Raw genomic sequence first — 25,263 nt, forward strand, 5'->3', positions numbered from 1 at the left:
ATCAGTAGCGGTAGTGCTCGGGTTTGTAGGGGCCGTTCACAGGAACGCCGATGTAGTCGGCCTGAGATTGGGTGAGCGTGGTAAGCTTCACGCCGATCTTTTCCAAATGCAGACGCGCCACCTCCTCGTCGAGGTATTTGGGAAGGCGATACACGCCGACTTGGTAAGTGTCCTTGTTTTTCCAGAGGTCGAGTTGGGCGAGCACCTGATTCGTAAAACTGTTGGACATCACAAACGACGGGTGGCCGGTGGCGCAGCCGAGGTTCACCAAACGACCTTCGGCAAGCAGGTAAATGTTGCGTCCGTTGGGGAGCACAAACTGGTCGTATTGCGGTTTGATGTTGATGCGCTTGAGACCGGGCAAGGCAAGGAGGCGGTCAACTTGGATCTCGTTGTCAAAGTGGCCGATGTTGCAGACAATCGCCTGATCTTTCATCGCGGTGAGGTGTTCGAGCGTGATGACGTCGCGGTTGCCCGTGGTGGTCACGTAGATGTCGGCGGTGCCAAGCGTGCTTTCGACGGTGTTGACCTCAAAGCCTTCCATCGCGGCCTGAAGGGCATTGATGGGATCGACTTCGGTGACAATGACGCGCGCGCCAAAGCCGCGCAGCGAATGCGAGCAGCCTTTTCCAACGTCGCCGTAGCCGCACACGACGGCGACCTTGCCGGCGATCATCACGTCGGTCGCGCGCTTGAGTCCGTCGGCCAGCGATTCGCGGCAACCGTAGAGGTTGTCAAATTTCGACTTGGTGACGGAGTCGTTCACGTTGATCGCGGGGACGAGAAGTTTTCCTTGCTCGTGAAGTTGGTAGAGGCGGTGCACGCCCGTGGTGGTTTCCTCGGAGACGCCGCGCCAGTCTTTCGCCATGCGGGCAAACACGCCTGTATCTGAGGCATGGATACGCTTGAGGAGGTTTTTGATGACTTGCTCTTCGTGCGAGGCGGAGGGGCTGTTGACCCAATCGGAGCCTTGTTCGAGTTCCACGCCTTTGTGGAGGAGCAGGGTAACGTCACCGCCGTCATCGACGACGAGTTGCGGGCCCTTGCCGCCGGGGAAACTGAGGGCGCGCCAGGTGAGGTCCCAGTATTCTTCGAGCGTCTCGCCTTTCCACGCGAAGACAGGAACGCCAGTGGCGGCAATGGCGGCGGCGGCGTGGTCTTGCGTCGAAAAAATGTTGCACGATGCCCAGCGCACGTCGGCACCGAGCGCGGTGAGCGTCTCGATGAGGATCGCGGTCTGGATCGTCATGTGGAGCGACCCGGTGACGCGAACGCCGGCAAGCGGCTTGGCGGGGCCGAACTTTTTGCGCACGGACATGAGGCCGGGCATTTCGTGTTCGGAAACGGAAATTTCTTTGCGGCCCCATTCTGCAAGGGCGATGTCGCGGATGGCGTAGTCAGACATTGGATACGGATTTGATTTTGGAAAAATAAAACTGGAACTGAAAAATTAAGTTAACCACAGAGACACAGAGGCACAGAGAACAAACACAAAGTCCTCTTCGGATTGATCTCTGTGCCTCCGTGTCTCTGTGGTTAATTCCGGTTCTTTAAGATTTGGCGGCGGCGATCAGTTCGGCGGTGCGGTTGGTTTGCTCCCAAGGGAGATCGTCTTTGCCGAAGTGACCGTAGTTGGTTGTCGAGCGGTAGATCGGACGCAGCAGGTCGAGCTGGCGGATGATCGCAGCGGGTTTGAAATCGAAGACTTTTTTGACGGCGGCAACGATGCGCGCCTCGGGCACTTTGGCCGTGCCCATGGCATCGACCCACACGCTTACAGGATCGGGATAACCAATGGCGTAGGCGACCTGGAGTTCGCAGATGTCGGCGAGACCGGCGGCCACGATGTTTTTGGCGACCCAGCGGCACATGTAGGCGGCGGAACGATCAACCTTGGACGGGTCTTTGCCTGAAAAAGCACCGCCACCGTGACGGCCCCAACCGCCGTATGTATCCACAATGATCTTACGCCCGGTGAGGCCGGAGTCGCCCTGCGGCCCGCCGATGACAAAGCGCCCGGTCGGGTTGATGAGGAACTTGGTCGCGGGTGCGATCATGTCCGCGGGGATGACTTTGCGGATGACGTTTTCGATCAAAAATTCGCGGATCGCGCCGTGCGCCACGCCGTCCTGGTGTTGCGTGGAAATAACGACGTTTTCGACGGCCACAGGCTTGTCGTTCACGTAGCGGATGGAGACTTGCGACTTGGCATCGGGACGGAGCCAGCTCACGACGCCGCTCTTGCGGAGCTTGGTGAGTTCGCGCCCCAGACGGTGCGCATACATGATGGCGGTGGGCATCATCTCGGGCGTCTCGTTGCAGGCGTAACCAAACATCAGGCCCTGGTCGCCGGCCCCTTGCTCGGCGGTGTCCTTGCCCTCGGCGGCGCGCGCATCAACGCCTTGCGCGATGTCGGGCGACTGGCGGGTGAGGTAGTTGTTTATGAATACAGAGTCGGCGTGAAACACATCATCGTTGTTGACGTAGCCGATGTCACGGATGGCTTCGCGCACGACGGCCTCGTAGTTGGGCTTGGCGGACGTGGTGATTTCGCCGGCGAGGATAACCATGTTGGATTTGACCATGGTTTCGCAGGCCACGCGACTGTGCGGGTCGGCGGCGAGGCAGGCGTCAAGCACGCTGTCGGAAATGAGGTCGGCGACTTTGTCGGGATGGCCTTCGCCAACGGACTCGGAGGAGAAAACGAATTCTTGGGACATGATTGAATGCGATGTTGCGGGTGAACGGATGAGTGCGAGCACAGGAGGCAAAACGGATTCACCGACATGGGCAAGCAGAGAACATCAACGCATCAGGATTTCATGATGCATCACTGATTCTATGCGAATGCTTGTGACGGAGAGGCGTTCTGGAGATCGCCCGCTCCTTTCCCGGCTCTGCATAATCTCAGTAATTTTGAGAGATTTTGTGAATTTTATCTTATTTATGGAATGATAGATGTGAATTTTTTGGAAGAAAATGAGAGATTTTATGTTGACGGAGGCCGGGCGTGCACTATCTCTAGCAACATCAGTTTTTCACTTTCTCCCGCATAGCGGGAGTTTTGGGGTAACTAAGAAAGCAAATGGCCGGTCGCTTAGGGGTAGGCGACCGGCCAACTTTTTGTACCGATTTCGACATTGGCAAGAAATGCCAATCTTTTGACTGGAAACGAGTTACGGACATCCTGCGATGTTCAGGATGTCTCTTTGGGACTCACAGGCGCGAGGTCGTCAAATCCACGTTGTTGCGGCGCACGGTGACGAGTTCCACGCGCACGGCGCGTTTAATCGTCTCGTCGTATTCGACGAGGGCGCCGGAAATTCGCACATCGCCCTCGGCGATTTCGAAGCGACGCGGCATGCCATCGATAAATTTGCCTAGCACCGGCTCCACTGTGCGGCCGAGGATCGAGGCGTAGGGCCCCGTCATGCCCACGTCGCACATAAAAGCCGTGCCGCCGGGCAGCACGGTGGCGTCGGCCGTGGGGACGTGCGTGTGCGTGCCGAGCACGGCGATGGCGCGGCCATCAAGGTGCCAGCCCATCGCCTGCTTTTCGCTTGTGGCCTCGGCGTGAATCTCGACGAAAACACCGTCCACCTGGCCATCGAGCCGCGCGAGCATCGCATTGGCGGCAAGGAAGGGGCAGTCGGCCTGCTGTTTGAGAAAGTGGCGGCCAAGCAGCGTGATGATGCCGAGGCGGAATCCATTGACGTTGACGATCAGGTGGTCGCGCCCGGGGCATGTGGCCGGGAGATTGGCGGGACGCGATACGCGCTCGAACTGGCCGATGTCGCTGTCCCAACCGCGCTGGTCCCACACATGGTCGCCGAGCGTGATTGCGTCTATACCCATGGCGAGGAGGCTGCGGGCGATGCTTTCATTGATACCGGAGCCAGCGGCGGCGTTTTCGCCGTTGGCGATGATGACATCGGCTCCCAATTCACGACGCAGGCGGCCAAGCCGCTCTGCCAAAATTTCCCGACCGGGACGCCCTACGATATCTCCAATGAACAAGATTTTAACCACGCCACGAAGCGAATACGCCGTGCCCGGGGAAACCAACCCCTAATTTTCCAAGGCGGCCCCGCCGGCCTCCGGTGCCTTGTCGTTGCAAGAAGAGCCATCATCGCAGGTGGCGTTGGGGTCGCGGATGGTTTTTTGCAACGTGTCCCAAGAGCTGCGGACTTTGGCTTTGGCGGTGTTCCAAGTCGAGGCGGTGGCGTTGCCGAGGTCTTTGCTGGCGGCGCGAAAATCGACAAGCGCTTTGTCGAGCCGGGCCTTGGCCTCGGGCGTGAGTTCCTTGGCATCGGCCTTCCATTCGGCGATTTTCGCGCCCACTTTGTCGGCAAGTTTGCCGAGCCGGGCGGCAACATCGGCGCGGGCATCAAACGTCGCGTCGTCCAGCCAGGCGATGCCGCCGCGGGCGGCGTCCCGGACGCTGCGGTAGAGTGCCTTGGACTTTTCCTTGGTCGCATCCCAGACCTCCTGCGCGGTCTCCTTGGTCGCATCGAGAGCCTGCCCGGCTTTGTCGGAGAGCGTTGGCGCCGGCGAAGCAGATTGCCCGGCGGGGGGGGCGTGGAAGGCGCGTCGGGGGCGTCTTGAGCGGCCCGCGAAACGATCGAACCGAACGTTGTCATGAAAACGGCGATACCGATGCGAACGATGGAGGCGGTGCGGGTGATGTTCATGGGATCAAAAAAAATGAGAAAGGGAAACAAACGCGCGACACATTACGCCCGGTTTCGCTCGCATGCCAGTCCAGGCAATTATTTATCGCCCCTCCCCCCCCCCCCCGCTCTCTCTTTTTCTCTCTCCTGCCCCCCACCTGCGCTGCCACAACGATGCTTGCGAGACCGTGGCGTTATGTTTTGGGTCAACGCTTTCTCTCATGAAAACACCCCTCATCTGTGTATCTGCATTGATCCTCAGTTGCGCCGCGCACGCCGACGTCGTGCTCGCGCCCCTATTCCGCGATGGAGCCGTGCTCCAGCGCGAAAAGCCCGTCCCCGTCTGGGGCACCGCCGACGCCGGTGAAAAAGTCACCGTGACCTTTGCCGGCCAGTCCGTCACGACCACCGCCGCCGCCGATGGCAAGTGGCGCGTGGACCTGCCCGCCCTCACCGCCTCCGCTGAGGCGCGCACACTCGCCGTGCAGGGCAAAAACAAACTCGCTGTCAACGACGTGATCGTTGGCGAAGTATGGCTCGCCTCCGGTCAGTCCAACATGGAGTGGCGCGTCAGCAACACCGACGCAGGCAAGTTCGAGATGGCCTTCGCCAACAACCCGCTCATCCGCCACTACGGAACCAAGAAAAAAGTTTCCAGCACCCCGCTTGCCACCGCCGAAGGCAAATGGGAACGCACCACACCCGAAACCGTGGGCAGCTTTACCGCCGTCGGTTATTATTTTGCCGCCGACCTCTACCGCGCCCTCGGCGTACCCGTTGGCATCATCAACAGCTCTTGGGGCGGCACCCGCATCGAGGCTTGGATGGACGCCGCCTCCGCCGACAAAACCAAAGGCCCCGCCTTCGCCGAAATCCACACCCGCTGGGACAAAACCCTCGCCGACTACCCTGCCGCCAAAACCCGTTACGAACAAAGCGTCAAAAAATGGGAAGCTGCCCGTGACGCCGCCAAAGCTGCTGGCAAACCCTTCGCCGACCGCCGCCCCAGCGCCCCAGCGGGCAGTTCCGGTCACCCCGCCGAACCCAGCGGCCTCTACAACGGCATGATTGCTCCGCACGTCCCCTACGCCCTGCGCGGCTTCATCTGGTATCAAGGATGCAGCAACACCGGCCGCCACTACGAATACCGCGACTTCCAAACCGCCATGATCACCGGCTGGCGCCAGCAATTCGCCCAAGGCGACGTGCCCTTCTACTGGGCTCAACTCGCCAACTATAAAGGCCAAGGCCCCGACAAACTCGAATACGCCTTCCTTCGCGGCGCGCAGACCGAATGCCTTGCCCTCCCCAAGACCGGCCAGGCCGTCATCATCGACATCGGCAACGTCACCGACATTCACCCGCGCAACAAAAGCGACGTCGGACGCCGCCTCGCCCTCGTTGCCCTCAAGAATGACTACGGCAAAACCAGCCTCGTTGACAGCGGCCCCATCTTCGCCGCCGCCGTGCGCGAAGGCTCCGCGATGCGTGTGAGCTTCAAGCCCGCCGACATCGAAAGCCCGCTCACCAGCCCGCGTGGCATGACGCCTCCCGGCTTCGAACTCGCCGGAGCCGACAAGGTTTTTTATCCCGCCGAAGCCAAGATCGACGGCCAGACCGTGGTTGTGACCTCTGACAAAGTTCCCGAGCCTATCGCAGTCCGTTACGCCTGGCGCAACGCGCCCGACGCCGGTCTCTTCAACCGCGACGGCCTCCCCGCCTGCCCCTTCCGCAGCGACGACTGGTAACCCGTAACGGTAGGGAGGCCTCTCCGAGGCCTCCACCTCCCGCCACCACGCTCCAACTCCCTACGAATTTCGTATCCACGACGGAGGCCTCGGAGAGGCCTCCCTACCAGTTAGGCTATGACTTCAGATCCCTGAAAAGCTCTAGCTCTGGCCCCCCCCCCCCCTCCCCTGCATTGATTTGCCCTGCTGCCGCCACGCCGTCGGTGTGACGCCATGTTGTTCGCGGAAACGTTTCACAAAATACGCGCTCGAATTGAAACCGCAGGCCGCGCCCACCTCCTTCACCGAAAACCGCCCCTGCCTCAGCAAATTTTCCGCGAGCCGAAACCGCTCCGCATTCACGAACTCCGAAAAACCACAGCGCGCGTGTAACCGGAACAACCGCGTCAGGTGATCTTCGCTAATCCCAAACCGCGCCGCCATCCGTTCGCGTGACAAATCGCCATGCAGATGCTCGGTCACATGCGCGCAAATCTCCCCCACTGTCCGCCTCCCCGCCACCGCCTCTCCAGCCGCCGCCCCGACCCCGGTGCCTGCGTCACCGCCAGATGCCGATGCATCCATATTTGTATCTATTTCTTCATGACGAAGCTCCTCAAGGCACCATGCCATTAACGCATGCGCCGATGCCCATAACAACTCCCGCCCACCCGCGTCCGCCTTCCCCGTTCCCACAGCAGCAGCCGCCTGCTCCCGCCGCGCACGCTCCATCAACGCCAGCGCCTCTCGCAACCCCGTTCCAGCCGGCGCATGCGTGTGATAATGCAGCGACACCGCCGCCCCCGGCGTGTCGCGACCACGCCCCGCAACCGCTTCACCTCCCACCGTCTCGCGCTTGTGATGATACCAGACGAAACGGGTGAAATCCTCAAAGAACACCACCGAAAACATCGTCCGCGGCCTGTCATTGCGAACCAGATACCAGTAACCCGGCTCCACCCAGCAAAACTGCCCCGGCCGCAAAACGACGTCCTGGCTGCGCTCCGCCGACATTGAGAACATCGTCCGCTGCTCGCCATCGAGCGTGACAAGAAACCGCGCCACCGGCACACAAGAAAAACCCACCCCCTGCACCCCGCTCGCCCCACCTGTGCCCGTGACTTTGGGCGGACGCCACGGATTATTTTCAAAAACCACCACCGACTCCGGCGCCCCCGTGCCGAGGATGGTTTCGAGCAACCGCGTGAACACCGTTTTCGCATCACCCCCCGCCATCGCCGCTCCCAACGCGCGCAGCCCAAATTTGCGAAACGCTGACCGCGGCATCGTGAAACTCCGAAACGTTTTGTGCTGCATGTCCATCATCCTTCCCCCGTCTCTCCATCCGATGCAATGCCGGAAAAATTATACGATTGTCGGCAAATTTACACGCTCGGCAGTCGCCCTCTTCCGACCACATAGGAAAAGCTGACCGCAATCCCGGCCATGTTCTACTTCGTGTCGGGAAAATCATATACCCAAGCAATCACCCACCATGAAAACAACAACCACCAACGCCTCCACTGCCACCCACGCCACCCGGCTCATCGCAATGGCATCAGCCCTCGTCCTGACTCTCGCCGCAACCGCCGCCCACGCCCAGACGCTCATCTCACACACCGGCGCGGCTAATCCCACGACCGAAGGATGGGCAGCCACCGGCACCGCCACACTTGGCTCCACCGTCGCCAATGACAACGGCACCGCCGCCTGGCAGGTCAACGACAACTCAACCACTGCCAGCCTGCTCTACGTCAAAGTGCTCTCCGAAACGGAGGCCAACAAAGCCACTGCCGAAGGTTGGACACTCTCCGTCACACTCCGCGTGACCGACACCAACAACGCACCCGATCTCACCCGCTACGTGGACTACGTTGACATCAACAAAAAGGTTCGTTGGGGACTCGATTTCGGTTCGACCAGTACCGGCCAGCTCACTGTTTCCCTTCGCGGCAGCGCCCTTACCCATACCTTTGCGGATTCCGACTACCATTCCTTTTCGCTCGTTTACAACTCGGTCGCCGGCACCGCATCGCTCTTCATTGACAACGCCACCACCGCCACCCTGACCGGCTACACCGGCGCAGCCGACAACAGCATCGCCGTTCGCCATCTCCGCTGGGGATCAGCTTCCAGCGCAAACACCGGCTCCGCCAACTACGCCAATATTTCCTTTGTCGTGGGCGCACCGATTCCCGAACCTGCAACCATTGCCAGCATCGCCGGCCTGCTTGCACTCACCTTCGTAATTGCATTTAGGATACGCACACGTCTCAACCATGCCGGCCACTGCGAATAACGGATTGCGACGACCGCCCCCCCCCCCCCCCTCCTCCATCCTCCTCCTCCGCCATGTTGCGACTCCTTTCATTCTTTGTCCTCGCAGGATTGTTGACATCCGCCTCCCGTCCCACCGCCACCGCTGCCGCCGCCGCGCAACACATCGAAGCGGCGGCGTTCGGCGCGATCCCCGACGACGGACGCGACGACCGGCAGGCACTTCTTGCCGCGTTTGCCGAATGCGCCCGCCGGCCCGCCTCAACCCTCATTCTCCAAAAAGGCGTTTACGACATTGCCGCCCGCGACGGCGCACCCCCATCGGAGATCATCTTCTTCCTCGAAAACATCCCCAACCTCACCATCGAAGGCAACGGAGCCGAACTGCGCGTCCGCACCTGGCACTCCCTCTTTCGCATTCACGACAGCCCCGGACTCCAGATCAAAAACCTGCTCGTTGACTGGCACCCTGTTCCGCACGCCGGCGGCGAAGTCGTGGAAAGCAACCCCGCCACCCGCAGCTTTGTTCTCCGCCTCGCGCCCGCTTACCGCCCCGCGTTCGCCACACCCGTTGACCTCATTGTCGGTTACGACCCGCAGCGCAAAATCGCCAATCCGGTGCCCACCAACGCCAACTATCTCTTCACTCAAGACAAAGCGCCGAAAGCCGAGCCGCTTTCCGACGAACTCCTCCGCGTTCACCTCAGCCCCACGCCGCGCACCATCAGCAAACTCGCCGCTGCGCAAGGCGACGTCCCGCTCAAAGGAACCTCGGTCGCGCTGCGTTTTCGCGCACGCGGAGCCACCGCGTTTCTCCTGCAAAACTGCGACAACCTTGTTGTCGAGGACGTCAGCATTTACTCCGCCCCCGGCATGGGCGTGAACGTATCGCGCTGCACCAACGTCCGTCTCAGCCGCGTCCGCATCGAACCCCGCCCCGGTGCCGACCGCTGGATGTCCACCTGCGTTGACGCCACGCATTTCAACATATGCCGAGGCACCATCCTCGTCGAAGACTGCCACTGGGAAGGCCAGGAAGACGACGGCTCCAACGTCCACAACATGTATATGCGCGTTTACAAAAAACCCGCCCCACGCACCGTCCAACTCGCCGGCGGACGCGGTTACGACGCCTTTCAGCCCGACCCCGAACCACGCCCCGGTGACCTCCTCGAATTTGGCTCCGACGCCAACCCCTACCTCCCCGCCTTCACCGCCCGCATCGTCAACGTTTCCCACATCGACACACGCCCCGACGGCAAGGCCCGCCTCTACACCGTCACCACCGACCGCGACCTCCCCGCCGACCTCGCGCCCGACACCCTCGTCGGCAACGCCACCGCCATTCCCGACACCTTCATCATGCGCCGCACCACCGTGCGCAACAACCGCGGCATGGGCATCCGCGTAAAAACCCGCAACGCCATCATTGAAGACAACCTCTTCGAAGACACGAGTGGCGCCGCCATCTGGCTCTCCTGCGAAGGCGAAAAAAGCAGCAACACCGCCGAAGGCGTTTCCTGCCGCGACATCACCCTTCGCCGCAACCGCATCATCCGCGCCGGCGCCCAGTTTGGAGCCACTGGTGGTGCCATCATGGCCCTCACCGGACGCCAGAAAAGCCACCCCTTCGTTCACGCCAACCTCATCATTGAGGACAACATCATCGAAGACTCCTATGGTCACGCCATCCGCCTCACCTCCGTTGACGGTGCCCGCATCACCGGCAACAAACTCCTCCGCTCCTGCCTCGCCCCCATCTATTCCGACGCCACCTCGCGCAACATTGTGATCAAAAACAACCACGTATCCGAATCCCAATGACACCGACGCCCCTCCCCCCTCCCCCCCCCCCGCCCCGCTCCCATCGCGACACCGCCGCCTTCACGCTCGTCGAACTCCTCACCGTCATTGCCATCATAGGCGTCCTTGCCGGCATCCTGATTCCCGTTGTTGGACGCGTGCGCACCGCCGCCCGACAGACCACCTGCATCAGCAACCTCCGCCAAATTCACATAGCGATCATCAACTACACCAACGACCACAAAGGCTGGTTCCCCGACGTTAACGTGAACAACGGCAGCAGCTGGGTGCCATGGTGGCTCGCGGTCGGCCCCTACCTTGGCAACCCCAGCACAACCAGCCAAAAACCCATTCACAAAGTCCTCCAATGCCCCGAAGTCGCCCGCATCGGCGGTGAAATGATGACCCGTGACGACCGCATGGAACTCGCCAACTACGGCGCCAACGACAAACTTGGCCGCGTCAGCAACGGCAGCGGTGTGATGACCAAAAACAACAATGTGCTGATCACCGCCGTCCGTAATCCCACCCGCACCATTCTGGCCGGTGACAATGGCATGGCCGCCAGTTCCCCGCAGGCAGACCTCAACGTCACTAAAATAGTTCTTCAATCCGACCGCCGTCACCCCTCCAACGGTTCCGCCCTCCTCTGGATCGACGGCCACGTCACCATCTGGAAAGACGCCACGCGTCTTGCCGACGACCCCTTCAAACCAAACGCAGCCCAGGACGTATGGACACCCTGAATACACTCCCCCTCCAATTCCCACTTATGACATCAACACTCCTCCCCCCCCCCCCCCCCTCCTCGCCAAACCTCTCGCACAACGCGGACAAACTCACCGCCGACACGACGCCCATCCCCTTTCCCCTGCGCACGGTGGATCTCTCCACCGACACCACCCGCCACACAATCATCGCGCAAGGCACGCCCGACATTTACCAAGGCCACCCCACCACCCTCCTCCTCCCGGACGGACGCACCATGTATTGCGTCTGGACATACAACCACGGCGGCGCTTGCGGCCCTCTCAAACGCAGCGACGACGGCGGCCTCACCTGGAGCGATCTGCTCCCCGTTCCCGGCAACTGGAGCACCGTGGAAAACTGCCCGACCATCTTCCGCCTGCCCGATCCAGACGGACGCACGTATCGACTTTTTATCTACGCCGGACAAGGCCCCGACGGCTGCATGGCCGCCGCCCATTCCAACGACGACGGACGCACCTGGTCGCCCATGCGCAGCAACGGCCTCGTCTGCGTCATGCCCTTCACCAGCATCATTCCCATTGACGGCGGACGCCGCCTCCTCGGCCTCGCCACCACCCGCCGTCCCAACGACCCCGACGGCAAACAATGGAGCCTTCAACTCACGCAAAGCATCTCCACGGACGGCGGTTTCACATGGTCGCCATGGAGCGTTCCCGTTGACGACGATCCCGCCCTCCGCTTCGGCGAACCGTTTCTCCTCCCCTCCCCCCCCCCCCTTCCTCCTCCAACGACAATAATCACGACAAACGCTGGCTCTGTCTCGTCCGCGAAAATCTCCGTCGCCGCTCATGGTTCACCACCACCGATGACGAAGGCCGCACTTGGACGCCCTTGCGTCACCTTCCCATCGGCCTCGCAGGCGACCGTCACGTCGCCCGCTACGCGCCCGACGGACGCCTCGTTGTTGTCTTCCGTGACCGCGCCACCAGCAGCGGCACCAGCGGGCATTTCGTCGCATGGGTTGGCCGTTACGAAGATCTTTTCGCCTCCGCCAACCACAGCAACGACCACGGCAAAAGTTACCGTATAAAACTCCTCCACAACCACGCCGGTTTCGACTGCGGGTATCCGGGACTCGAATACATACCCGATTCGACAGGCGGCGGCGGCGCCTTTGTCGCCATCACTTACATCAAATACCGGTCCGGCCCGGAAAAGCACTCCGTCGTCGCGACCCGTTTCACTCTCGCCGAAACCGACAGCCTCGTGGCGCAGGCGTCCCGCCCGCTCTGATCTTTGGGAATGCATGCGGGACGCCCGCGCCCCTCCCCCCCCCCCCCCCCTCTGTCTCTGTCATGGCAACTATCACCGAGCCCGCCCGGGCCATCCCCATCCTCACCGACACCGACGTCGTTGTATGCGGAGGCGGACCCTCCGGCATCATAGCCGCCACTGCCGCCGCCCGCACCGGCGCGCGCGTAGTGCTTTTGGAAAGACATGGATTTCTCGGAGGCATGGCCACCGCCGGCATGGTCGGCCCGTTGAGCAAATTCAACTTCGACGGACGCCGCATCGTTGACGGCATCCCCGGCGAATTCATTCGCGCCCTCCACGCCGCCGGCGGAGCCATCATCGACCTCCCCTCGGGCAACATCCCCTACGACGCCGAACTCTACAAACTCACCGCTCAGCGACTCGTCCTCAATGCTGGCGTCGATGTCATCCTCCACGCCCACGTCGCCTCCGTCATCGAACCGCCCGACACTCCCGGCCGCGTCACCCACGTCTTCATCGAAACGAAGGAAGGACGCTGCGCCATCGCTGCCCGCATGGTCATCGACTGCACCGGCACCGGCGACCTCGTTGCCCGCACCACGCTCCCCATCGAGATGCGCAACAACCGCGCCAACGGCGAACTCCAGCCCATGACACTCTATTTCCGTCTTGGCGGAGTGGATACGGAAAAACTCACACTCCTCATGGCGCGCGACCGGACCAAATACGCCAGCCCCGAACTCCGCGCCATCCTCCAGACCGAAGTCGCCGCCGGACGTCTCCGCAATTTCGGCGGCCCCTGGGCCGTGCACGGCAGCACGATCCGTCCCGGCGAAGTCTCCGTCAACGCCACCCGTATCACCGGCAACGCCATCGATGCCCGCGACCTTACCCGTGCCGAACTCACCCTGCGTGAAGAAATCCACGCCATTGCCGCCGCCTTTCGCCGCCAACATCCCGCGTTTGCCAACAGCCACCTCATCGACACCGCTCCGCAAGTGGGTATCCGTGAAACGCGTACCATCACCGGCCTCCACACCATGACGGCCGACGACGTTCTCTCCCCGAGCGATTTTCCCGACACCGTTGCACTCGGCGGACACCCCATTGACATCCATCAATCCACCGACAGCCAGCAGAACGCCCGCTTCATCGAAGCCCCCTATCACATCCCTTATCGCTCACTCGTCCCGGTCGGATCGCAAAACGTGCTTGTTGCCGGTGGCACGATTTCCGCCACCCGCGAAGCCTTCGGCACGATCCGCGTGCAAGCCCAGTGCATGGCCCTCGGTCAGGCCGCAGGCACCGCCGCCGCCCTCTGCATAGCCCGAAATCAGACCGTCACCACTCTCGACGCCACTCACCTCCGAGCCCACCTCCGCAATGACGGCGCGATTGTGGATGCGTGAGAGCAACAACGCGCCGCTCTATCGCGCAATCACCCAAAATTCGTTCTGCGACACTTTTTGCGCGGCTTCGACGGGCACCCAGCGCTCGGCAAAATCGGGGCCCCACGAATCGGTGAAAGCGAGTTCGTTGGTCGCGCGATTGTAGCCGATAATCAGGCAGGCATGCGCTCCGCTGCGACCGCCGCCGAAATCCTTGCCGGCGGTGGCGGATGTTTTTTTCCACGCAACCCAGTCCGTGACGTCGGCACGTTCGCGGGTGCGGGCGTTGGAGAGTTGGTTGAATCCATCCGTTGAATACAAGCCCCACACGACCGGACGTCCCTCGTCGATGTAACGCGAAAGAGCCGAGGGAGTGAGCTTGTTGATCTGCACGTTTTCCAAACGACGTCCCTGACGTCGCACGTAACGGTCGATGCCCGCCGCCATGGATTGAAACGTAGTGCCGCCACCAAAACTGGTGCCCCCCGTCATGGCGAGCTCATACATGTCGGCCGGGATGCCGACGTAGCGCAAATAACGTTCGAACGTCGCCGGCACACAGTAGCCCTTGGGCCCTTGGGAAATCATCGGCACGCCGCCGATGATGACATCGCCGTTGGGTCGGCGCGTGACGCGCGACTCCAGCAGGCGGCGTAGTTGTTCGCTGGATACTTTGGCGGCGACGACGCGTTCCGACGGCACGATTTTGAGCGACACCATCTGTTCCTCGTCGTGGTTGAGCACGAGGGCATGCGGACCGTATTCCCAACGCAGGCCGCGGCGTCCGGAGTCGAGCGAGCCGGAGGGCGCGGATTCACGCCGGGGCTCGCCGAGGCGGGCGGTGAGGGTGGCGGCGATTTTGTCGAAGTCGGCCTTGAGCGCCTGGTCAAACGCACGGAGATCGGCCTTGGTGACGATGAGCAGGCGCGAATCTTTTCCCGCGAAAGCAGGGTAATCACCACGATTGGCAAACATCACGGTCAACGCGGTGATGCGACCTTCGCCCGCCTGCAACGCAAGCGTGTAGGCGTCGGCCCCGAGCACGGAGACGGGACGGCGGGGATAGGCGCGGTAGCTTTCGAAGTGTTCTGTTTTCGCCTCCTCGGGCAGACGAAGGCGGCGCGCCACAGTGGCGGGCTCGTCGTCCCATAGCTCGGAATCGGCCAGCAGCTTGAGGCCGAGCAGAGCGTTAAATTCGTCAAACGAAAACGGCGGCAATCCTGCGGCAGCAGTGGGCGCGGGCGAAGGCGATTGCGCGGCGAGTTGTGCTGCAACGTAGGCGCGGTCATCGTCGGCAAGCGTGGCAAGCGGCACCTCGAAACTGCGCCCGTCGTCGCGGCGAATGGTGACGGCCGTCTCGTTGGCTGAAACAAACTCTGCTTCAATCGTCCTGCCTTGCCGGTCTGTCCAAATCCGGGCCTGCGCGGGTGCAGGTGACAAAAGGGCTCCGGCGAAGCTGGCGACTAGAAACAGGAGGGATGCGCGGGAGATCATGGCAAGGGGCTGGGGGCGGAGTGTGTGGTGGTATAGGTTGTTTGGATCGGCTAATTCGTTGTCTGCCAGAGTCGATATGGAACGTCCATCCCCGACTACCAACCCCTGGCATGTGAATGACACGGAAGAGAAAAAGGGCATCTGTATTGTGAATTTTTATTCTAAAAAACAATCCCACTAATAACCAGTGGTACGTTTACCCGATGATGAATTAATTCTGGTCCCCTTTTTTTTGAAACGCCCATTGTTTGCACAACGTATGAAACCCTCTCTCCAGCCTCTTGTGTTCCATTTACCGCGCGGTGCTGTCGTTGCTTTGTTTGCCGTCCTGATTCTCGCCCTGTCCGGTTGCACGTCGGCGTCCTCCCGTTACAAGAAACAGGCAAATTTGATCGAGCAGCGTTACCCCTACGCGTTGACATTCCCGACGCCCCACGCACCCAAAAATAATTTCAACATCATCCTGCCAAACGGAGAGCGAAGGCACATCGTGTTTAGCGGAGATCAAATTGTCCGGGACGAAATTCGTTAGGTCTGCTTGGGAAAGATCCTCCGACCGAATGAAATGCGAGGAGTTGGCCTCACAATGGCACGCGTAAATAGTTGAGTTGCGCCAATGACAAAAGCCGCTCGGGCTGAAGCGCCGGACCACGATGACGGCCCGGCTACAACCAGAAGGCGTTTTTCCATGCAAGTTCCGCTTGCAAGAAACGGAGGATGAGTGGTTGTTACGCCACTTTCGGCCGTTTTTTGGGTCGAATCGAAGCTCACACTTTCACGAACTACAAAATACCACGCATCCTATGAGTCCGTTCATCATCCCGATCATCTGTATTGTCATTCCCATGCTCTTCGGCCTTTACGCGCAGATGCGCGTGCACGGGGCTTACAACAAAAACGTAAGAATTCCCTCGCGCGGTCGCATCACGGGACGCGAGGCGGCAGACGCCGTCATGCGTTCGGCTGGCATTCACGATGTGCAAATCGTGCAAGTGCCGGGCCAGCTCACAGACCACTATGATCCGATTCACAAACGGCTCGCGCTGTCGGAATTGAATTACAACGGCACGAGTCTTGCCGCGCTCGGTGTCGCTGCGCACGAGGCCGGCCACGCCATCCAGCACAAGGTGGGTTACAGCATGATGACGATTCGCCAAACGCTCGCGCCCGCCACGCAGATCGCAGCAAGTGTATCCAATTTTGTGATTATCGCGGGCATCCTTCTTTTCAGCACGGCGCTGGGAGGAAAATTGCTTCTGCTCGGCGCCATCGCCCTCGCGGTGATCGTGCTGTTCCAGTTGGTGACGCTGCCGGTGGAGTTTGATGCAAGCCGTCGCGCGAAGAAGCAACTGGCCACGCTGGGCATCCTTGACCGCGACGAGATGACGGGAGCCAACGAAACGCTCGACGCCGCCGCGCTGACCTACGTGGCTGCGTTCGTGGCCGCGCTCGGTTCGCTGTTGCACATCGTCCTAATCCTCATGTCGGGCAGCCGACGGGATTGAGCGCGTCCCCCCCCCCCCGGCCTGAATCAATGATCGCCTCTACTTGAAACCAAAAAACAGGAGCTTCCATTCATCGCTTTCCGGTGCGTAACGAACCGCGTCGGCGTGGAAATCCGCAAAGACCACATTCACTTTTGACTGGTGTCGGTCGGGCACTCGCTCGGGTTTGCCATAGTGGTGGTTGGTGCCAATGATCGCATCGGCATAGAGTATGGATTGCGAGAGGAGTTGGGCTTTGCCGGCCGCCGCCCCTCGAAGTGCAAGCGGACAGATTTTGGGGTCCACGACTTTCTCCGGAGTAAATCCGGCGAGACCGTCGCCATTGATGGCATAGGCAAGTTGCCCCCAGTAGAGCAGGTCCGGAGAAGAGATGGCAGCAGGACAAGTGTAAGGATTATTGGACAGGGAACCGACAACTTTAATCTCCTGGCTGTTTACGTTCTCATACGCGACACTGAGGTAGGGGACGATGTCCTTCGGCCAGAAGTTGACTTGTGGATACGTGTTCTTGTTTTCCATCATGAACATGCTGGTGGCGATGCCGAGTTGCCGGAGGTTGGAAATGCAACGGACCTGCGTGGCCTTTCCGCGAATCGTGGACACTGTCGTGAGTGTGAGCGCGGCGAGAACTCCTATGATCGCAATGACGACCAGTAACTCGACCAGCGTGAAGCCTTCGTCTGCCTTCGCGCGCCATGATGAGGTGTCCGTCATGACGGGGCAAATGGCGGGCGGAACCATATTCTGCCGCGAAAGAATTTGCCGGGGCGGGTCGGGCTTCGTTGAGCGGGTGAACGACATTGGAATCAGGGGGGGGGGGGGGGGGAGGGCCGAAATGGTAATGAGCCTGGTTTTTACCGGCGGCGAATCATGATGGCTCCAGCCAGACCAGCAATGGCCAGCAGGAAAGCGTAGGTGGAGGGTTCAGGAATCTGATTGAGCGTGAAGTTTATGCTCAAATTACCATTAGAGGCGTTATAGATGGCGGTCCATTTAGTCTTGTCGTAACCGTCGATGGATAGACCGCTGGCTGCGCCGCTGCCAAAACCGCTGAGGAGCTGGTAGGTCAGGGAATAATCGGACTCGGTCAGGGTGCCGCCAAAATCAATGATGCCGCCAGTGATGGCAAAGGTGGCACTGGTTTTGCCAAGGATTTTATCGGAATTGGCACCGTTTACGGTCACTTTCCATGTGCCGCCGTTCATGGTGAAGTTGCTGGCGGCGCTGTTGTGTCCAAGGGTGATGGTGCCGATGTCGGCATGGTTGAGGTCGAGCGTGCCTTGTTGCAGGGTCAGTTGCATGGAGGTGCCGTTTCCGTAGGCAATGTTGGTGTTGGAGACGGTCGTGGCCAGCGTGCCGCCGTCAATCAGCAGGGTGCCGAGCGAGTAGTTCGAGCCTACGAACACTTGCGAGTTGGCGAGGATGAGGCTGCCGCCGCTCACGGTGACGCCGCCTCGCGCAAGCCAGCGTTCTGTCCCCGTGATCGTTTGGGTGCCTGTGCTGCCAAGCGCCACGTTCAGGGCAAGGGGGCGGGTGTCACTGTCGGAGATTTTAAAGGAGTTGTTGATGGCGAATGAATAGTTGCCACTGCCTGCGAGAGTCAGGGTGCGGTTCTCCGAACCACCTGTCCTGATCAATCCCTCTCCGCTCAGGCCGGCGATGGTCACGAGGCCTGTCTGAATGTCCATTATGGAGTCGGCGTCGTTGGTCATGAGCACTTCGGTTTTGGCGTTCAACGCGGTTGCACCGGTGACGCGCAGGGTGCCTTTCTTAATGTCAACAGTGCCGGCAAACGCGGCATTGTTTCCGGAAATGGCCACGACGTCGGTGGCTGTTGAATAATTGACGATGAGGCTCGTCACATTGGCCCCGATGGGCGAGGTGAGGAAATTGGTGCCGGTGTTCCCATCGATTCGTGTCAGCGTGAGGGTGCCGGTGTTGTTGATCGCGCCTCCGAGGGAGACGTTGCCGTCGAGGGTGAGATTGCCGGCCCCCGTGATGGTTGCTGTCATTTTGGAGAGGGTGGACGCGCCTTTGTTGATGATGCGCAGGCCGCCGCTTGTGATTCCGATGTTGCCGGTGAGAGCATCCGCAGCCCCCGTGCCCAGATGGGTGAAGGTGGCTTCGCTGGCACCGTTGTCGAAGGTCAGTTTGCTGGCGGCAGTGGCGATGGTGTAAATCGACGTGCCGCTGGCGGTGCCAAGGGTGAGAGAACCAAGGGTGATGTTGGCGCCGAGGGCGATGGTCTGGTTGCCAGCAAGCGTCGTGTTGAGGGTGGCACTGGCTCCGGTGGCATCGGGGTGGACGCCGGTGCCGTCTCCCCAGTTGGCGTTGTCGGTCCAGTTGTAGGAACCGGCTGCGGTCTGGTTCCAGTTTTGTGCGGGGAGGGTGCCGGCCAATGTGCTGGCGAACAGGGATGCGGCCAACAGGCGCATCCGGGTGATAGGGGTTGTGGTTTTGCTAATGCTCATGTGGTTGTGTTTTTTTAGTGGTTGGGCCGCGGGTGAAAAGAAGGGGGGGGGGGAGGGGGGGGGTCATGGCAGTAGTTCGGGGTAGTTGAGGCGCCAATCGGTTTCACCGAGTTTTCGGAGGTCAGAAAAAGCGTTTCCGATGTCTTCGGGTCTGGCGGTTCCGGTTGTTTTCAAGGTGGCCGTGTTGAAGGCGGATTTGCCGGAGCAGGCCACGGGGTTCACCGTGACATCCGCTGGCCTTACGGTGAAGTCGCTGACGTAAAAGAAGGAGCCGAGGAGGTTCAGTTTTTGAGGCGGGGCACCGGTGATCTGGATTCCGAGTCCGGATTTCCGGTCATAAAATTGCGTGGCAACGAGGCTGAGTTCTCCGTGGTAATTATCGACCATGAGGTTTCGGTCGGTTTTGACAAAACCGAGGGTGATGCGGCCTTCCGGCATGGTGGGAGAGCCTTTGATAATCAGTGAATCGGGAGGGGCTTGCTCGACGTAAAAATCACTGGCGACCAGGGATTGGTTGTCCTCGATGTAGATGCTGTATCGCGACTGCGTGGCGAGGCGTGTCATGAGGCCGAGAAAGCCGTTTCGTTTCGCGCCCTTGACCCAGAGCGTGCCTTCGTAACCGACTTTCTGGAGGATGGTCGCGTCGCCGGAATCGATGGCGTGGAGGTTGCCTTCGATGTTGTCGAGAATCACGGTGTCGTGGCTGGCGAGATTTTGCAGACGGAGTCCGAGTTGGAAGGGGATTTCCACGTATTTGCCGGTGACGTAAACGGTATGGTAGGTGACGCGTGAGCCGTGGGGCGAGGGGTGCTGGCGGATGTCGGCACCGTTGCCGGCGAAGGCGATGGTATTGTCTTTGGGGGTGGTGTTTCCGGGGGAATGGGGGATGCCTGGTTTGATGTTGCCGCGGCGCACGCTGAGGGCGTCGAGAGTGAGGTCGCCGTCGGGGCGGACAGACAGGGCGTCGGCTTCGGGGTCCCCTGCAAATTGGATGATGCTGAAGAGGCCGGAGCCACCGACTTGATAATCATGGCCGCTGATTTCAAGAGGGCTGGTGGTGCGATAGGTGCCTTTGGGGAGGTAGGCGATGGCGTTTTTTCCGTGAGCACGAGCGGCATCAATGGCGTTTTGCAAGGCGGCGGTGTCGTCTGTGCGTCCGTCACCTTTGGCGCCGAAGTCGGTTTTGGCGTCGAAGTGTTTGCCGGGAAGTTTTATGTCGGCACTAGCGGGCATGAAGGAGGTCGTCTCGGTCAGCACCAGCGGGGAGGTGTCGGCAAGGGTGGCGTGGGTGATGTTGGGGTTGCCGGAGGATTCGTTGGCGAGGAGTTTTTCGACGCCAGTCAGGCGGTTGGCGGCAAGGAGGAGTTTTTGATTGCGGGCGGGGGCGAGCGCCTGCGCCTTGGGCGTGCCGCTTTTGAAATGATTGTCGAAGAGCGTCAGGGGGGCGCCCGAAGAGGTGATTGCGTGGTCGTCCCGCCAGTCGGCGACGAGGCAGTTTTCGACCGTGCCGGGAGAAACGCCGTTGTGGTAGGCGAGGAAGGAACCGGAGCCGATGGAGACTGTGCGGCGGATGCTGGAGGCGTGTTCGGGGTTGGCAAAAATATCGAGTTTGTTGCGTTCGAAGCGGGAGTTGCGGACGTAAAAATTGCCGTTCACGCATTCGATGCCCATGCGCGTGTTGTCACGGAATGTGCAGCCGTCGAAGGTGAAGTTGTAGTCGTTAAAATTGGTGAAGCCGATGCCGGTGCCGCAGTTCTCGAAAATCATGTGAGCAAAGGTGGTTTCGGCGCTGGCCACGGGGGTTCGCTGGTCGAGAAACCCGAAATAAATGCCATACCGGGTGAAATTGCGCAGGGTCACGAATTGGTGATACAGGTGGGTCTCGAAGTGCATTTTGCCGCTGTGCAGGTTGTCGTGAAACATGCCCATGCCGGCGAGGCCTCCGCCGTCGAACACCAGTCCGATCATCCGGTAATGGAGCATGCCACGGATTCGCAGCATGGCACCGCCACCGGGTTCGCCGTCGTATTTGATGATGGAGGTGGGGCCGTGTCCGTAAAAGGCGTTGCCGAGGAGGCGTTTCTCGGAACGGCTTTTTTCCTCACTTTTCTGGATGATTAGTTCCTTGGTGATGCGGTAGGTGCCGGGGGGAAAGTAGAGAACGTCGCCATTGTCCAGATTGGACAGGAGTTGCTGGAGGGCGGCGGTGTCGTCGGTCGTCCCGTCACCCTTGACGCCGAAGTTTTTGACATCGCGCCAGTCGCTGCCTGGGGTCCAGTCCAGTCGCGGGATTTGCGTCTGGGCAACGCCCATGAGGTTCGCGAAGAAACTCGTGGAAAGCAGTAAAAGGAGGGCTGGTTTGTTCATGGCTGATGTTTTAATTCGGGATTCCCCCCCCTTGTCGCCGCCGGCCCGCATTCGAGACAGGAGGAAAAAAAAAGGGAGGGGAGGGGGGAGAAGGAATGAGAGGCAGGGGATGCGGAGGCGGTGTGCGTGAAGTGGTGAGGATTTCGATGGTGAGAAAGAGGGAATAATTTCCGTGAGTCAATTGTTTTTATTGAATCAATTGACTTTTTGTGTCCTGTTTCCAGATATTTATTTTTCGTAACACCCATTTATGTTCTCATCACCCATCATGCCTGACCCGATTGGAAGTGCCTCTTCCGCGTCCCCTTTTTCTGCCGACATTGATGCCGTTGCCCGCAAGGCCATCTGCGACCAGGTGGTCGTGGAGCGTGTCGAATCACCTACGTTTCAGATCTCGGCGCGTGTCCGGCAAATGATCCGCGACGCCCGTTTGCAGCCGGGCATGAAACTTCCCACCAACCGCGCTCTGGCCGGTGAACTCGGGGTCGATCCCTCCGCCGTCCAGCGCGCGCTTGCGCAACTCGTGAAGGAGGGCCTTCTGATTCGCACCCGGCGCGTGGGGACGTTTGTTGCCGAGCCACCGAAAAGCATCAAGCGACTCGCCTATTACCACCGCGCGACCCCCGACGCGGCGCTGCCCGGCTTCGCGCGCGCCATCGTCACGGAAATCACGCGCATCGGCCACGCGCGGGGTTTCGCCGTCGATGTGTTTATCGACACTCGCAAACCCGCGGTATCCGCCATTGAACCCTACGCGGAGTTGCAACGCCACGCACGCGCACGTCTGGTGCAGGGTGTCATCATGAGTTCGGTCTCCCCCGAAACGGTCACTTGGGTGCCCGGCTTGCCCGTCCCCTATGCGTTGATTTCCAAGCCCGGGCTTGCGCACTCCATCAATTGGAGACGGGAGCAGTTCGTGGACACCGCATTGCGCCAGCTTGCCGCGCGTGGTTGCCGGAAGATCGGCGTTATCAGCTCTCTTGTGATGCGCGAGGATCCAGAGGGCGACGATTACCAACTGGGCTTTTATCGCACCGCCCGCACAACGCTCGCCGACCTGGGCTTGCGCCACAATCCGGACTGGCTGGCGGGCGTCCCGCGTGCGAAGGACAATGGCCGCATTGGCGATGATATCGAACACGCCGCGCTGGGTTTTGAGCTTTTCAACCGCGTCTGGAGTCAGCCCGAAAAACCGGACGGCCTCTTCCTCTATCCTGATTTTCTGGCAAGCGGAGCGCTCATCGCCGCCGCGAGGCACGGCTGCCGCATCGGCCAGGACCTGCACCTCGTCGTGCATCGCAATGCCGAGGTGCCCCTCTTCTGGCCCGACCCGGTGGACTGGCTTGTGGTCCGCGCCTCCGATGCCGCCACCGCGCTCGTCAGTCACATCCGCGACCAACTCGCCGGACGCACCACCGCGAATCACACGTTGCATGCCCACATCGAGGCGCACGAGTGAGTTATTCGCCCTCCCCCCCCCCCCTCCTCGCGCCAGGAAACAACTTGATTTTATGAGCCACACAAGCCTCGCATCTGCCGGAAACGCAACGCGTGCAATCTCTGCCATACCCGCAACCCCCGCCGAAATCCGCCGCCGGCAAGTCGCGCGTTTTACCAGCGAGTATTGCGCGAAACACTACACTGCCGACGGACGCTGGCGCTCCTCCCCCGCCCTCCCCGCGCCCGACCCGCGCAAAACCCTCTGGCTTTGCTTCGGACTCTTTGGCGATGACAACAACACCGGCGCCCATGCGCTGGCCAACGCCGCTCTCGGGCAACTGAACCGCACGCACACCGAGGCCCGCACACCCGAAGAAGCCGCGTCGAGCTTCAACATCTTTGTCACCAACCACGCCGTGCAACTGCTCGTCGGCCACGGCGACAAACTCACCGACGCCGTCCGTCGCAAACTCGAAGGCTGGGCGCGCGATGCTCTCGGCGATTATCCCGGCGACCGTCAGGCCGACTACCAGTTTCACGGGGCCAACGACAACATGCCCGCCAAGGCCACGCTTGGCATGATTCTGGGCGGCGAATATTTTGGCGACGACGACGCCGTCGCGCACGGGCTATGGAATCTGCGCCAGCTCCGCGACCTGCTCACCCGCCGCGGCCTTGTCAGCGAATACACGAGTCCGACCTACCTGCCTCTCACGCTCGTCAACCTCGCCGAAATTGCGCAACACGCCCGCCACCCCGAAGCCGTCACGCTCGCCCGCCAATGTTGCGAACGCATCTGGGCCGATATGCTGGGGCATTATCATGCGCCGACACGGACGATGGGGGGGCCGTATTCGCGGGCCTACCAACTCGATTCCACGGCACATTTTTCCACAGCCGCCTGCCTGCTCTGGCTCGCGCTTGGCGAGGAATGGGCGGCCTTCAATCCGATTGCCGAATTGCAACATGATTCCGTCCGTCTCGTGCATCATCACGACGACCGCACCACGCAACTCGGTGTGCTGGGCTGGCTGACTTCGTGCGTGCTCACGCCGCCTGCACATTTGTTGCGCTGGGTTGCGGAACGCCGGTATCCGTTCCGCCTCCGCGCCGATGCCGAACGCAGCACGCACGACGCCGCAGAAGTGCAAACATGCTTTTATGCGGAGGAGGATTTCGCGCTCGGCACATCGTTAGGCGAGCCTTGGGCCGCGCTGCAATCGGAAGCGTTTTTTCTGCAATACCGTCGCCGCGCCGCAGTCACTGACGTTGCCGACATCCGCACGGTTTATGCCCGCTATCTGCTCAACGAACAACGTCCCGGCAATGGCGTGGACGATCATCTGTTAAAACCTCATGCTCTCGTGCACACGATTCACAAAGACCGTGTTGCGCTTGTGCTCGTCCGCCCGCTCGAACGTCTCGCCGGACAATTGGTGTATTCGCTGAAGTTTTCGGTGGTGATCCCGACGCATTTCGGAGCATTGGAACACATCGAGGTCATTTCCGGCGCAGCGAACAGCCCTTGCGGGCACCATGTTCTTGTCAAAGACGGGCCGATTTACATCGCCTTGCGCGGGTTGCACGCCACGCGCTGGGGGGATGATGCCGCACAGGCCAATCCCGCCGGCATCCGCCTCGAACCGACACCAGCCGGAGACTACATGGTTGTATCTTTTTTCAACTACGCCGGTGCCGGGCGCGTCTTCACGCAGGAGGAAATCACGCGCACACAAAACGGGGTTCTTGCCATCATCGGGCTGGCTGCCGAGGAGAGCCTTGAGGATTTCAAGCGTCGTGTATCCGCCGTTCGACTACTCGACTATCATGCTTTTGATCAGCGGACGATTACTTGCGAGATTGATGAGGTAGCAGGGGGAATCAGCCGGCTGGGGGCGGGTTACGGGATGCTGACGAACCGTTTTCGTTATGTTGCCATTGATGGACAACCCATGCCTCGTCCCCGCTGGCAGGCGGACGGATTACCCGAAACCAGTCTGCCGTTTCTCAACGGAGCCGAGGCGGACGCGGGTTGGAATCCGCTGGTGGATTTTCCGCACCGGCACATGCGTGTCGTTTGGGCGCCGGAAAAGCCGTGGCAGATCAATTCGCGTGCCTGATGGGTTTCCCCCACG

19 protein-coding genes are annotated in these 25,263 nt (G+C 60.7%); 10 read left to right on the forward strand and 9 right to left on the reverse strand.

The window, feature by feature from the left end; all coding sequences use genetic code 11:
• Position 1: 1 nt before the first annotated feature.
• The 4 genes from ahcY to OBACDRAFT_RS25225 all read right to left on the reverse strand — a co-directional run bounded on the left by ahcY (position 2) and on the right by OBACDRAFT_RS25225 (position 4,341).
• Complete coding sequence (ahcY, locus tag OBACDRAFT_RS09455; protein WP_043585025.1) at positions 2–1,405, reverse strand: adenosylhomocysteinase; 1,404 nt, start codon at positions 1,403–1,405, stop codon at positions 2–4.
• Between the two features lie 145 nt (positions 1,406–1,550).
• Positions 1,551–2,720, reverse strand: a complete 1,170-nt coding sequence (metK, locus tag OBACDRAFT_RS09460; protein WP_043585027.1) for a methionine adenosyltransferase — start codon at positions 2,718–2,720, stop codon at positions 1,551–1,553.
• A 496-nt stretch (positions 2,721–3,216) separates the two neighbouring features.
• Positions 3,217–4,017 carry a TIGR00282 family metallophosphoesterase gene (locus OBACDRAFT_RS09465; protein ID WP_232766949.1) on the reverse strand — a complete coding sequence of 267 codons (801 nt, stop codon included), beginning with the start codon at positions 4,015–4,017 and terminating at the stop codon, positions 3,217–3,219.
• A 51-nt stretch (positions 4,018–4,068) separates the two neighbouring features.
• On the reverse strand, positions 4,069–4,341 hold the full coding sequence (locus OBACDRAFT_RS25225) for a hypothetical protein (protein ID WP_052361598.1): 273 nt from the start codon (positions 4,339–4,341) through the stop codon (positions 4,069–4,071).
• Between the two features lie 550 nt (positions 4,342–4,891).
• On the opposite strand from OBACDRAFT_RS25225, the gene OBACDRAFT_RS09475 reads away from it, so the two are divergent.
• Entirely contained in the window at positions 4,892–6,418 is a 1,527-nt protein-coding gene (locus OBACDRAFT_RS09475) for a sialate O-acetylesterase (RefSeq protein WP_043585029.1), read from the forward strand.
• Positions 6,419–6,559: 141 nt separating this feature from the next.
• On the opposite strand, the gene OBACDRAFT_RS09480 is transcribed toward OBACDRAFT_RS09475, so the two are convergent.
• Entirely contained in the window at positions 6,560–7,714 is a 1,155-nt protein-coding gene (locus tag OBACDRAFT_RS09480; RefSeq protein WP_198529869.1) for an AraC family transcriptional regulator, read from the reverse strand.
• Between the two features lie 178 nt (positions 7,715–7,892).
• Here OBACDRAFT_RS09480 and OBACDRAFT_RS09485 point away from each other — a divergent pair, with 178 nt between their 5' ends.
• From OBACDRAFT_RS09485 to OBACDRAFT_RS09505, 5 genes are all read left to right on the forward strand, one after another.
• On the forward strand, positions 7,893–8,696 hold the full coding sequence (locus OBACDRAFT_RS09485; RefSeq protein ID WP_043585031.1) for a hypothetical protein: 804 nt from the start codon (positions 7,893–7,895) through the stop codon (positions 8,694–8,696).
• A 53-nt stretch (positions 8,697–8,749) separates the two neighbouring features.
• A complete protein-coding gene (locus tag OBACDRAFT_RS09490) occupies positions 8,750–10,498 on the forward strand; it encodes a right-handed parallel beta-helix repeat-containing protein (RefSeq protein WP_043585032.1) in 1,749 nt (582 codons plus the stop codon).
• Positions 10,495–11,223 carry a type II secretion system protein gene (locus OBACDRAFT_RS25230; protein ID WP_052361600.1) on the forward strand — a complete coding sequence of 243 codons (729 nt, stop codon included), beginning with the start codon at positions 10,495–10,497 and terminating at the stop codon, positions 11,221–11,223. Before OBACDRAFT_RS09490 ends, OBACDRAFT_RS25230 begins: the two co-directional genes overlap by 4 nt.
• A gap of 26 nt (positions 11,224–11,249) precedes the next feature.
• The gene (locus OBACDRAFT_RS25235) at positions 11,250–12,278 is read left to right on the forward strand and encodes a sialidase family protein (RefSeq protein WP_052361602.1); all 1,029 of its coding nucleotides are present in this window, start codon (positions 11,250–11,252) and stop codon (positions 12,276–12,278) included.
• 265 nt (positions 12,279–12,543) lie between these two features.
• Entirely contained in the window at positions 12,544–13,872 is a 1,329-nt protein-coding gene (locus OBACDRAFT_RS09505) for an FAD-dependent oxidoreductase (RefSeq protein WP_043585033.1), read from the forward strand.
• An 18-nt stretch (positions 13,873–13,890) separates the two neighbouring features.
• Here the strand turns inward: OBACDRAFT_RS09505 and OBACDRAFT_RS09510 are convergent, their stop codons facing one another.
• Positions 13,891–15,345, reverse strand: a complete 1,455-nt coding sequence (locus OBACDRAFT_RS09510) for an SHD1 domain-containing protein (protein WP_081721934.1) — start codon at positions 15,343–15,345, stop codon at positions 13,891–13,893.
• Positions 15,346–15,604: 259 nt separating this feature from the next.
• Here OBACDRAFT_RS09510 and OBACDRAFT_RS09515 point away from each other — a divergent pair, with 259 nt between their 5' ends.
• Both OBACDRAFT_RS09515 and OBACDRAFT_RS09520 read left to right on the forward strand, forming a co-directional pair.
• Positions 15,605–15,877 carry a hypothetical protein gene (locus OBACDRAFT_RS09515; RefSeq protein WP_157836981.1) on the forward strand — a complete coding sequence of 91 codons (273 nt, stop codon included), beginning with the start codon at positions 15,605–15,607 and terminating at the stop codon, positions 15,875–15,877.
• Positions 15,878–16,148: 271 nt separating this feature from the next.
• Positions 16,149–16,850: a zinc metallopeptidase gene (locus OBACDRAFT_RS09520; RefSeq protein WP_043585036.1), complete on the forward strand. Its 702-nt coding sequence runs from the start codon at positions 16,149–16,151 to the stop codon at positions 16,848–16,850.
• 39 nt (positions 16,851–16,889) lie between these two features.
• Here OBACDRAFT_RS09520 and OBACDRAFT_RS25240 read toward each other — a convergent pair whose 3' ends face one another.
• The 3 genes from OBACDRAFT_RS25240 to OBACDRAFT_RS28865 all read right to left on the reverse strand — a co-directional run bounded on the left by OBACDRAFT_RS25240 (position 16,890) and on the right by OBACDRAFT_RS28865 (position 21,688).
• A complete protein-coding gene (locus OBACDRAFT_RS25240; protein ID WP_232766951.1) occupies positions 16,890–17,564 on the reverse strand; it encodes a type II secretion system protein in 675 nt (224 codons plus the stop codon).
• A 140-nt stretch (positions 17,565–17,704) separates the two neighbouring features.
• Entirely contained in the window at positions 17,705–19,321 is a 1,617-nt protein-coding gene (locus tag OBACDRAFT_RS09530) for a beta strand repeat-containing protein (protein WP_112787770.1), read from the reverse strand.
• 63 nt (positions 19,322–19,384) lie between these two features.
• Positions 19,385–21,688: a glycosyl hydrolase family 28-related protein gene (locus tag OBACDRAFT_RS28865; RefSeq protein ID WP_043585039.1), complete on the reverse strand. Its 2,304-nt coding sequence runs from the start codon at positions 21,686–21,688 to the stop codon at positions 19,385–19,387.
• 268 nt (positions 21,689–21,956) lie between these two features.
• Between OBACDRAFT_RS28865 and OBACDRAFT_RS09540 the strand changes: the two genes are divergently transcribed.
• Positions 21,957–23,147: a GntR family transcriptional regulator gene (locus tag OBACDRAFT_RS09540; protein ID WP_198529870.1), complete on the forward strand. Its 1,191-nt coding sequence runs from the start codon at positions 21,957–21,959 to the stop codon at positions 23,145–23,147.
• A 52-nt stretch (positions 23,148–23,199) separates the two neighbouring features.
• Positions 23,200–25,248 (forward strand): hypothetical protein, encoded by a 2,049-nt coding sequence (locus OBACDRAFT_RS09545; protein WP_043585043.1) that lies wholly within the window; start codon positions 23,200–23,202, stop codon positions 25,246–25,248.
• Positions 25,249–25,263 lie beyond the last annotated feature (15 nt).

The sequence above is a fragment of the Geminisphaera colitermitum TAV2 genome, from assembly GCF_000171235.2.
Lineage (GTDB): Bacteria > Verrucomicrobiota > Verrucomicrobiia > Opitutales > Opitutaceae > Geminisphaera > Geminisphaera colitermitum.

Bases quoted from the DNA above. Each gene is read 5' to 3' on its own strand.
- ahcY (WP_043585025.1), bottom strand. From the start codon at position 1,405: ATGTCTGACTACGCCATCCGCGACATCGCCCTTGCAGAATGGGGCCGC.
- metK (WP_043585027.1), bottom strand. From the start codon at position 2,720: ATGTCCCAAGAATTCGTTTTCTCCTCCGAGTCCGTTGGCGAAGGCCAT.
- OBACDRAFT_RS09475 (WP_043585029.1), top strand. From the start codon at position 4,892: ATGAAAACACCCCTCATCTGTGTATCTGCATTGATCCTCAGTTGCGCC.
- OBACDRAFT_RS09480 (WP_198529869.1), bottom strand. From the start codon at position 7,714: ATGCAGCACAAAACGTTTCGGAGTTTCACGATGCCGCGGTCAGCGTTT.
- OBACDRAFT_RS09485 (WP_043585031.1), top strand. From the start codon at position 7,893: ATGAAAACAACAACCACCAACGCCTCCACTGCCACCCACGCCACCCGG.
- OBACDRAFT_RS09490 (WP_043585032.1), top strand. From the start codon at position 8,750: ATGTTGCGACTCCTTTCATTCTTTGTCCTCGCAGGATTGTTGACATCC.
- OBACDRAFT_RS25230 (WP_052361600.1), top strand. From the start codon at position 10,495: ATGACACCGACGCCCCTCCCCCCTCCCCCCCCCCCGCCCCGCTCCCAT.
- OBACDRAFT_RS25235 (WP_052361602.1), top strand. From the start codon at position 11,250: ATGACATCAACACTCCTCCCCCCCCCCCCCCCCTCCTCGCCAAACCTC.
- OBACDRAFT_RS09505 (WP_043585033.1), top strand. From the start codon at position 12,544: ATGGCAACTATCACCGAGCCCGCCCGGGCCATCCCCATCCTCACCGAC.
- OBACDRAFT_RS09510 (WP_081721934.1), bottom strand. From the start codon at position 15,345: ATGATCTCCCGCGCATCCCTCCTGTTTCTAGTCGCCAGCTTCGCCGGA.
- OBACDRAFT_RS09515 (WP_157836981.1), top strand. From the start codon at position 15,605: ATGAAACCCTCTCTCCAGCCTCTTGTGTTCCATTTACCGCGCGGTGCT.
- OBACDRAFT_RS09520 (WP_043585036.1), top strand. From the start codon at position 16,149: ATGAGTCCGTTCATCATCCCGATCATCTGTATTGTCATTCCCATGCTC.
- OBACDRAFT_RS25240 (WP_232766951.1), bottom strand. From the start codon at position 17,564: ATGACGGACACCTCATCATGGCGCGCGAAGGCAGACGAAGGCTTCACG.
- OBACDRAFT_RS09530 (WP_112787770.1), bottom strand. From the start codon at position 19,321: ATGAGCATTAGCAAAACCACAACCCCTATCACCCGGATGCGCCTGTTG.
- OBACDRAFT_RS28865 (WP_043585039.1), bottom strand. From the start codon at position 21,688: ATGAACAAACCAGCCCTCCTTTTACTGCTTTCCACGAGTTTCTTCGCG.
- OBACDRAFT_RS09540 (WP_198529870.1), top strand. From the start codon at position 21,957: ATGCCTGACCCGATTGGAAGTGCCTCTTCCGCGTCCCCTTTTTCTGCC.
- OBACDRAFT_RS09545 (WP_043585043.1), top strand. From the start codon at position 23,200: ATGAGCCACACAAGCCTCGCATCTGCCGGAAACGCAACGCGTGCAATC.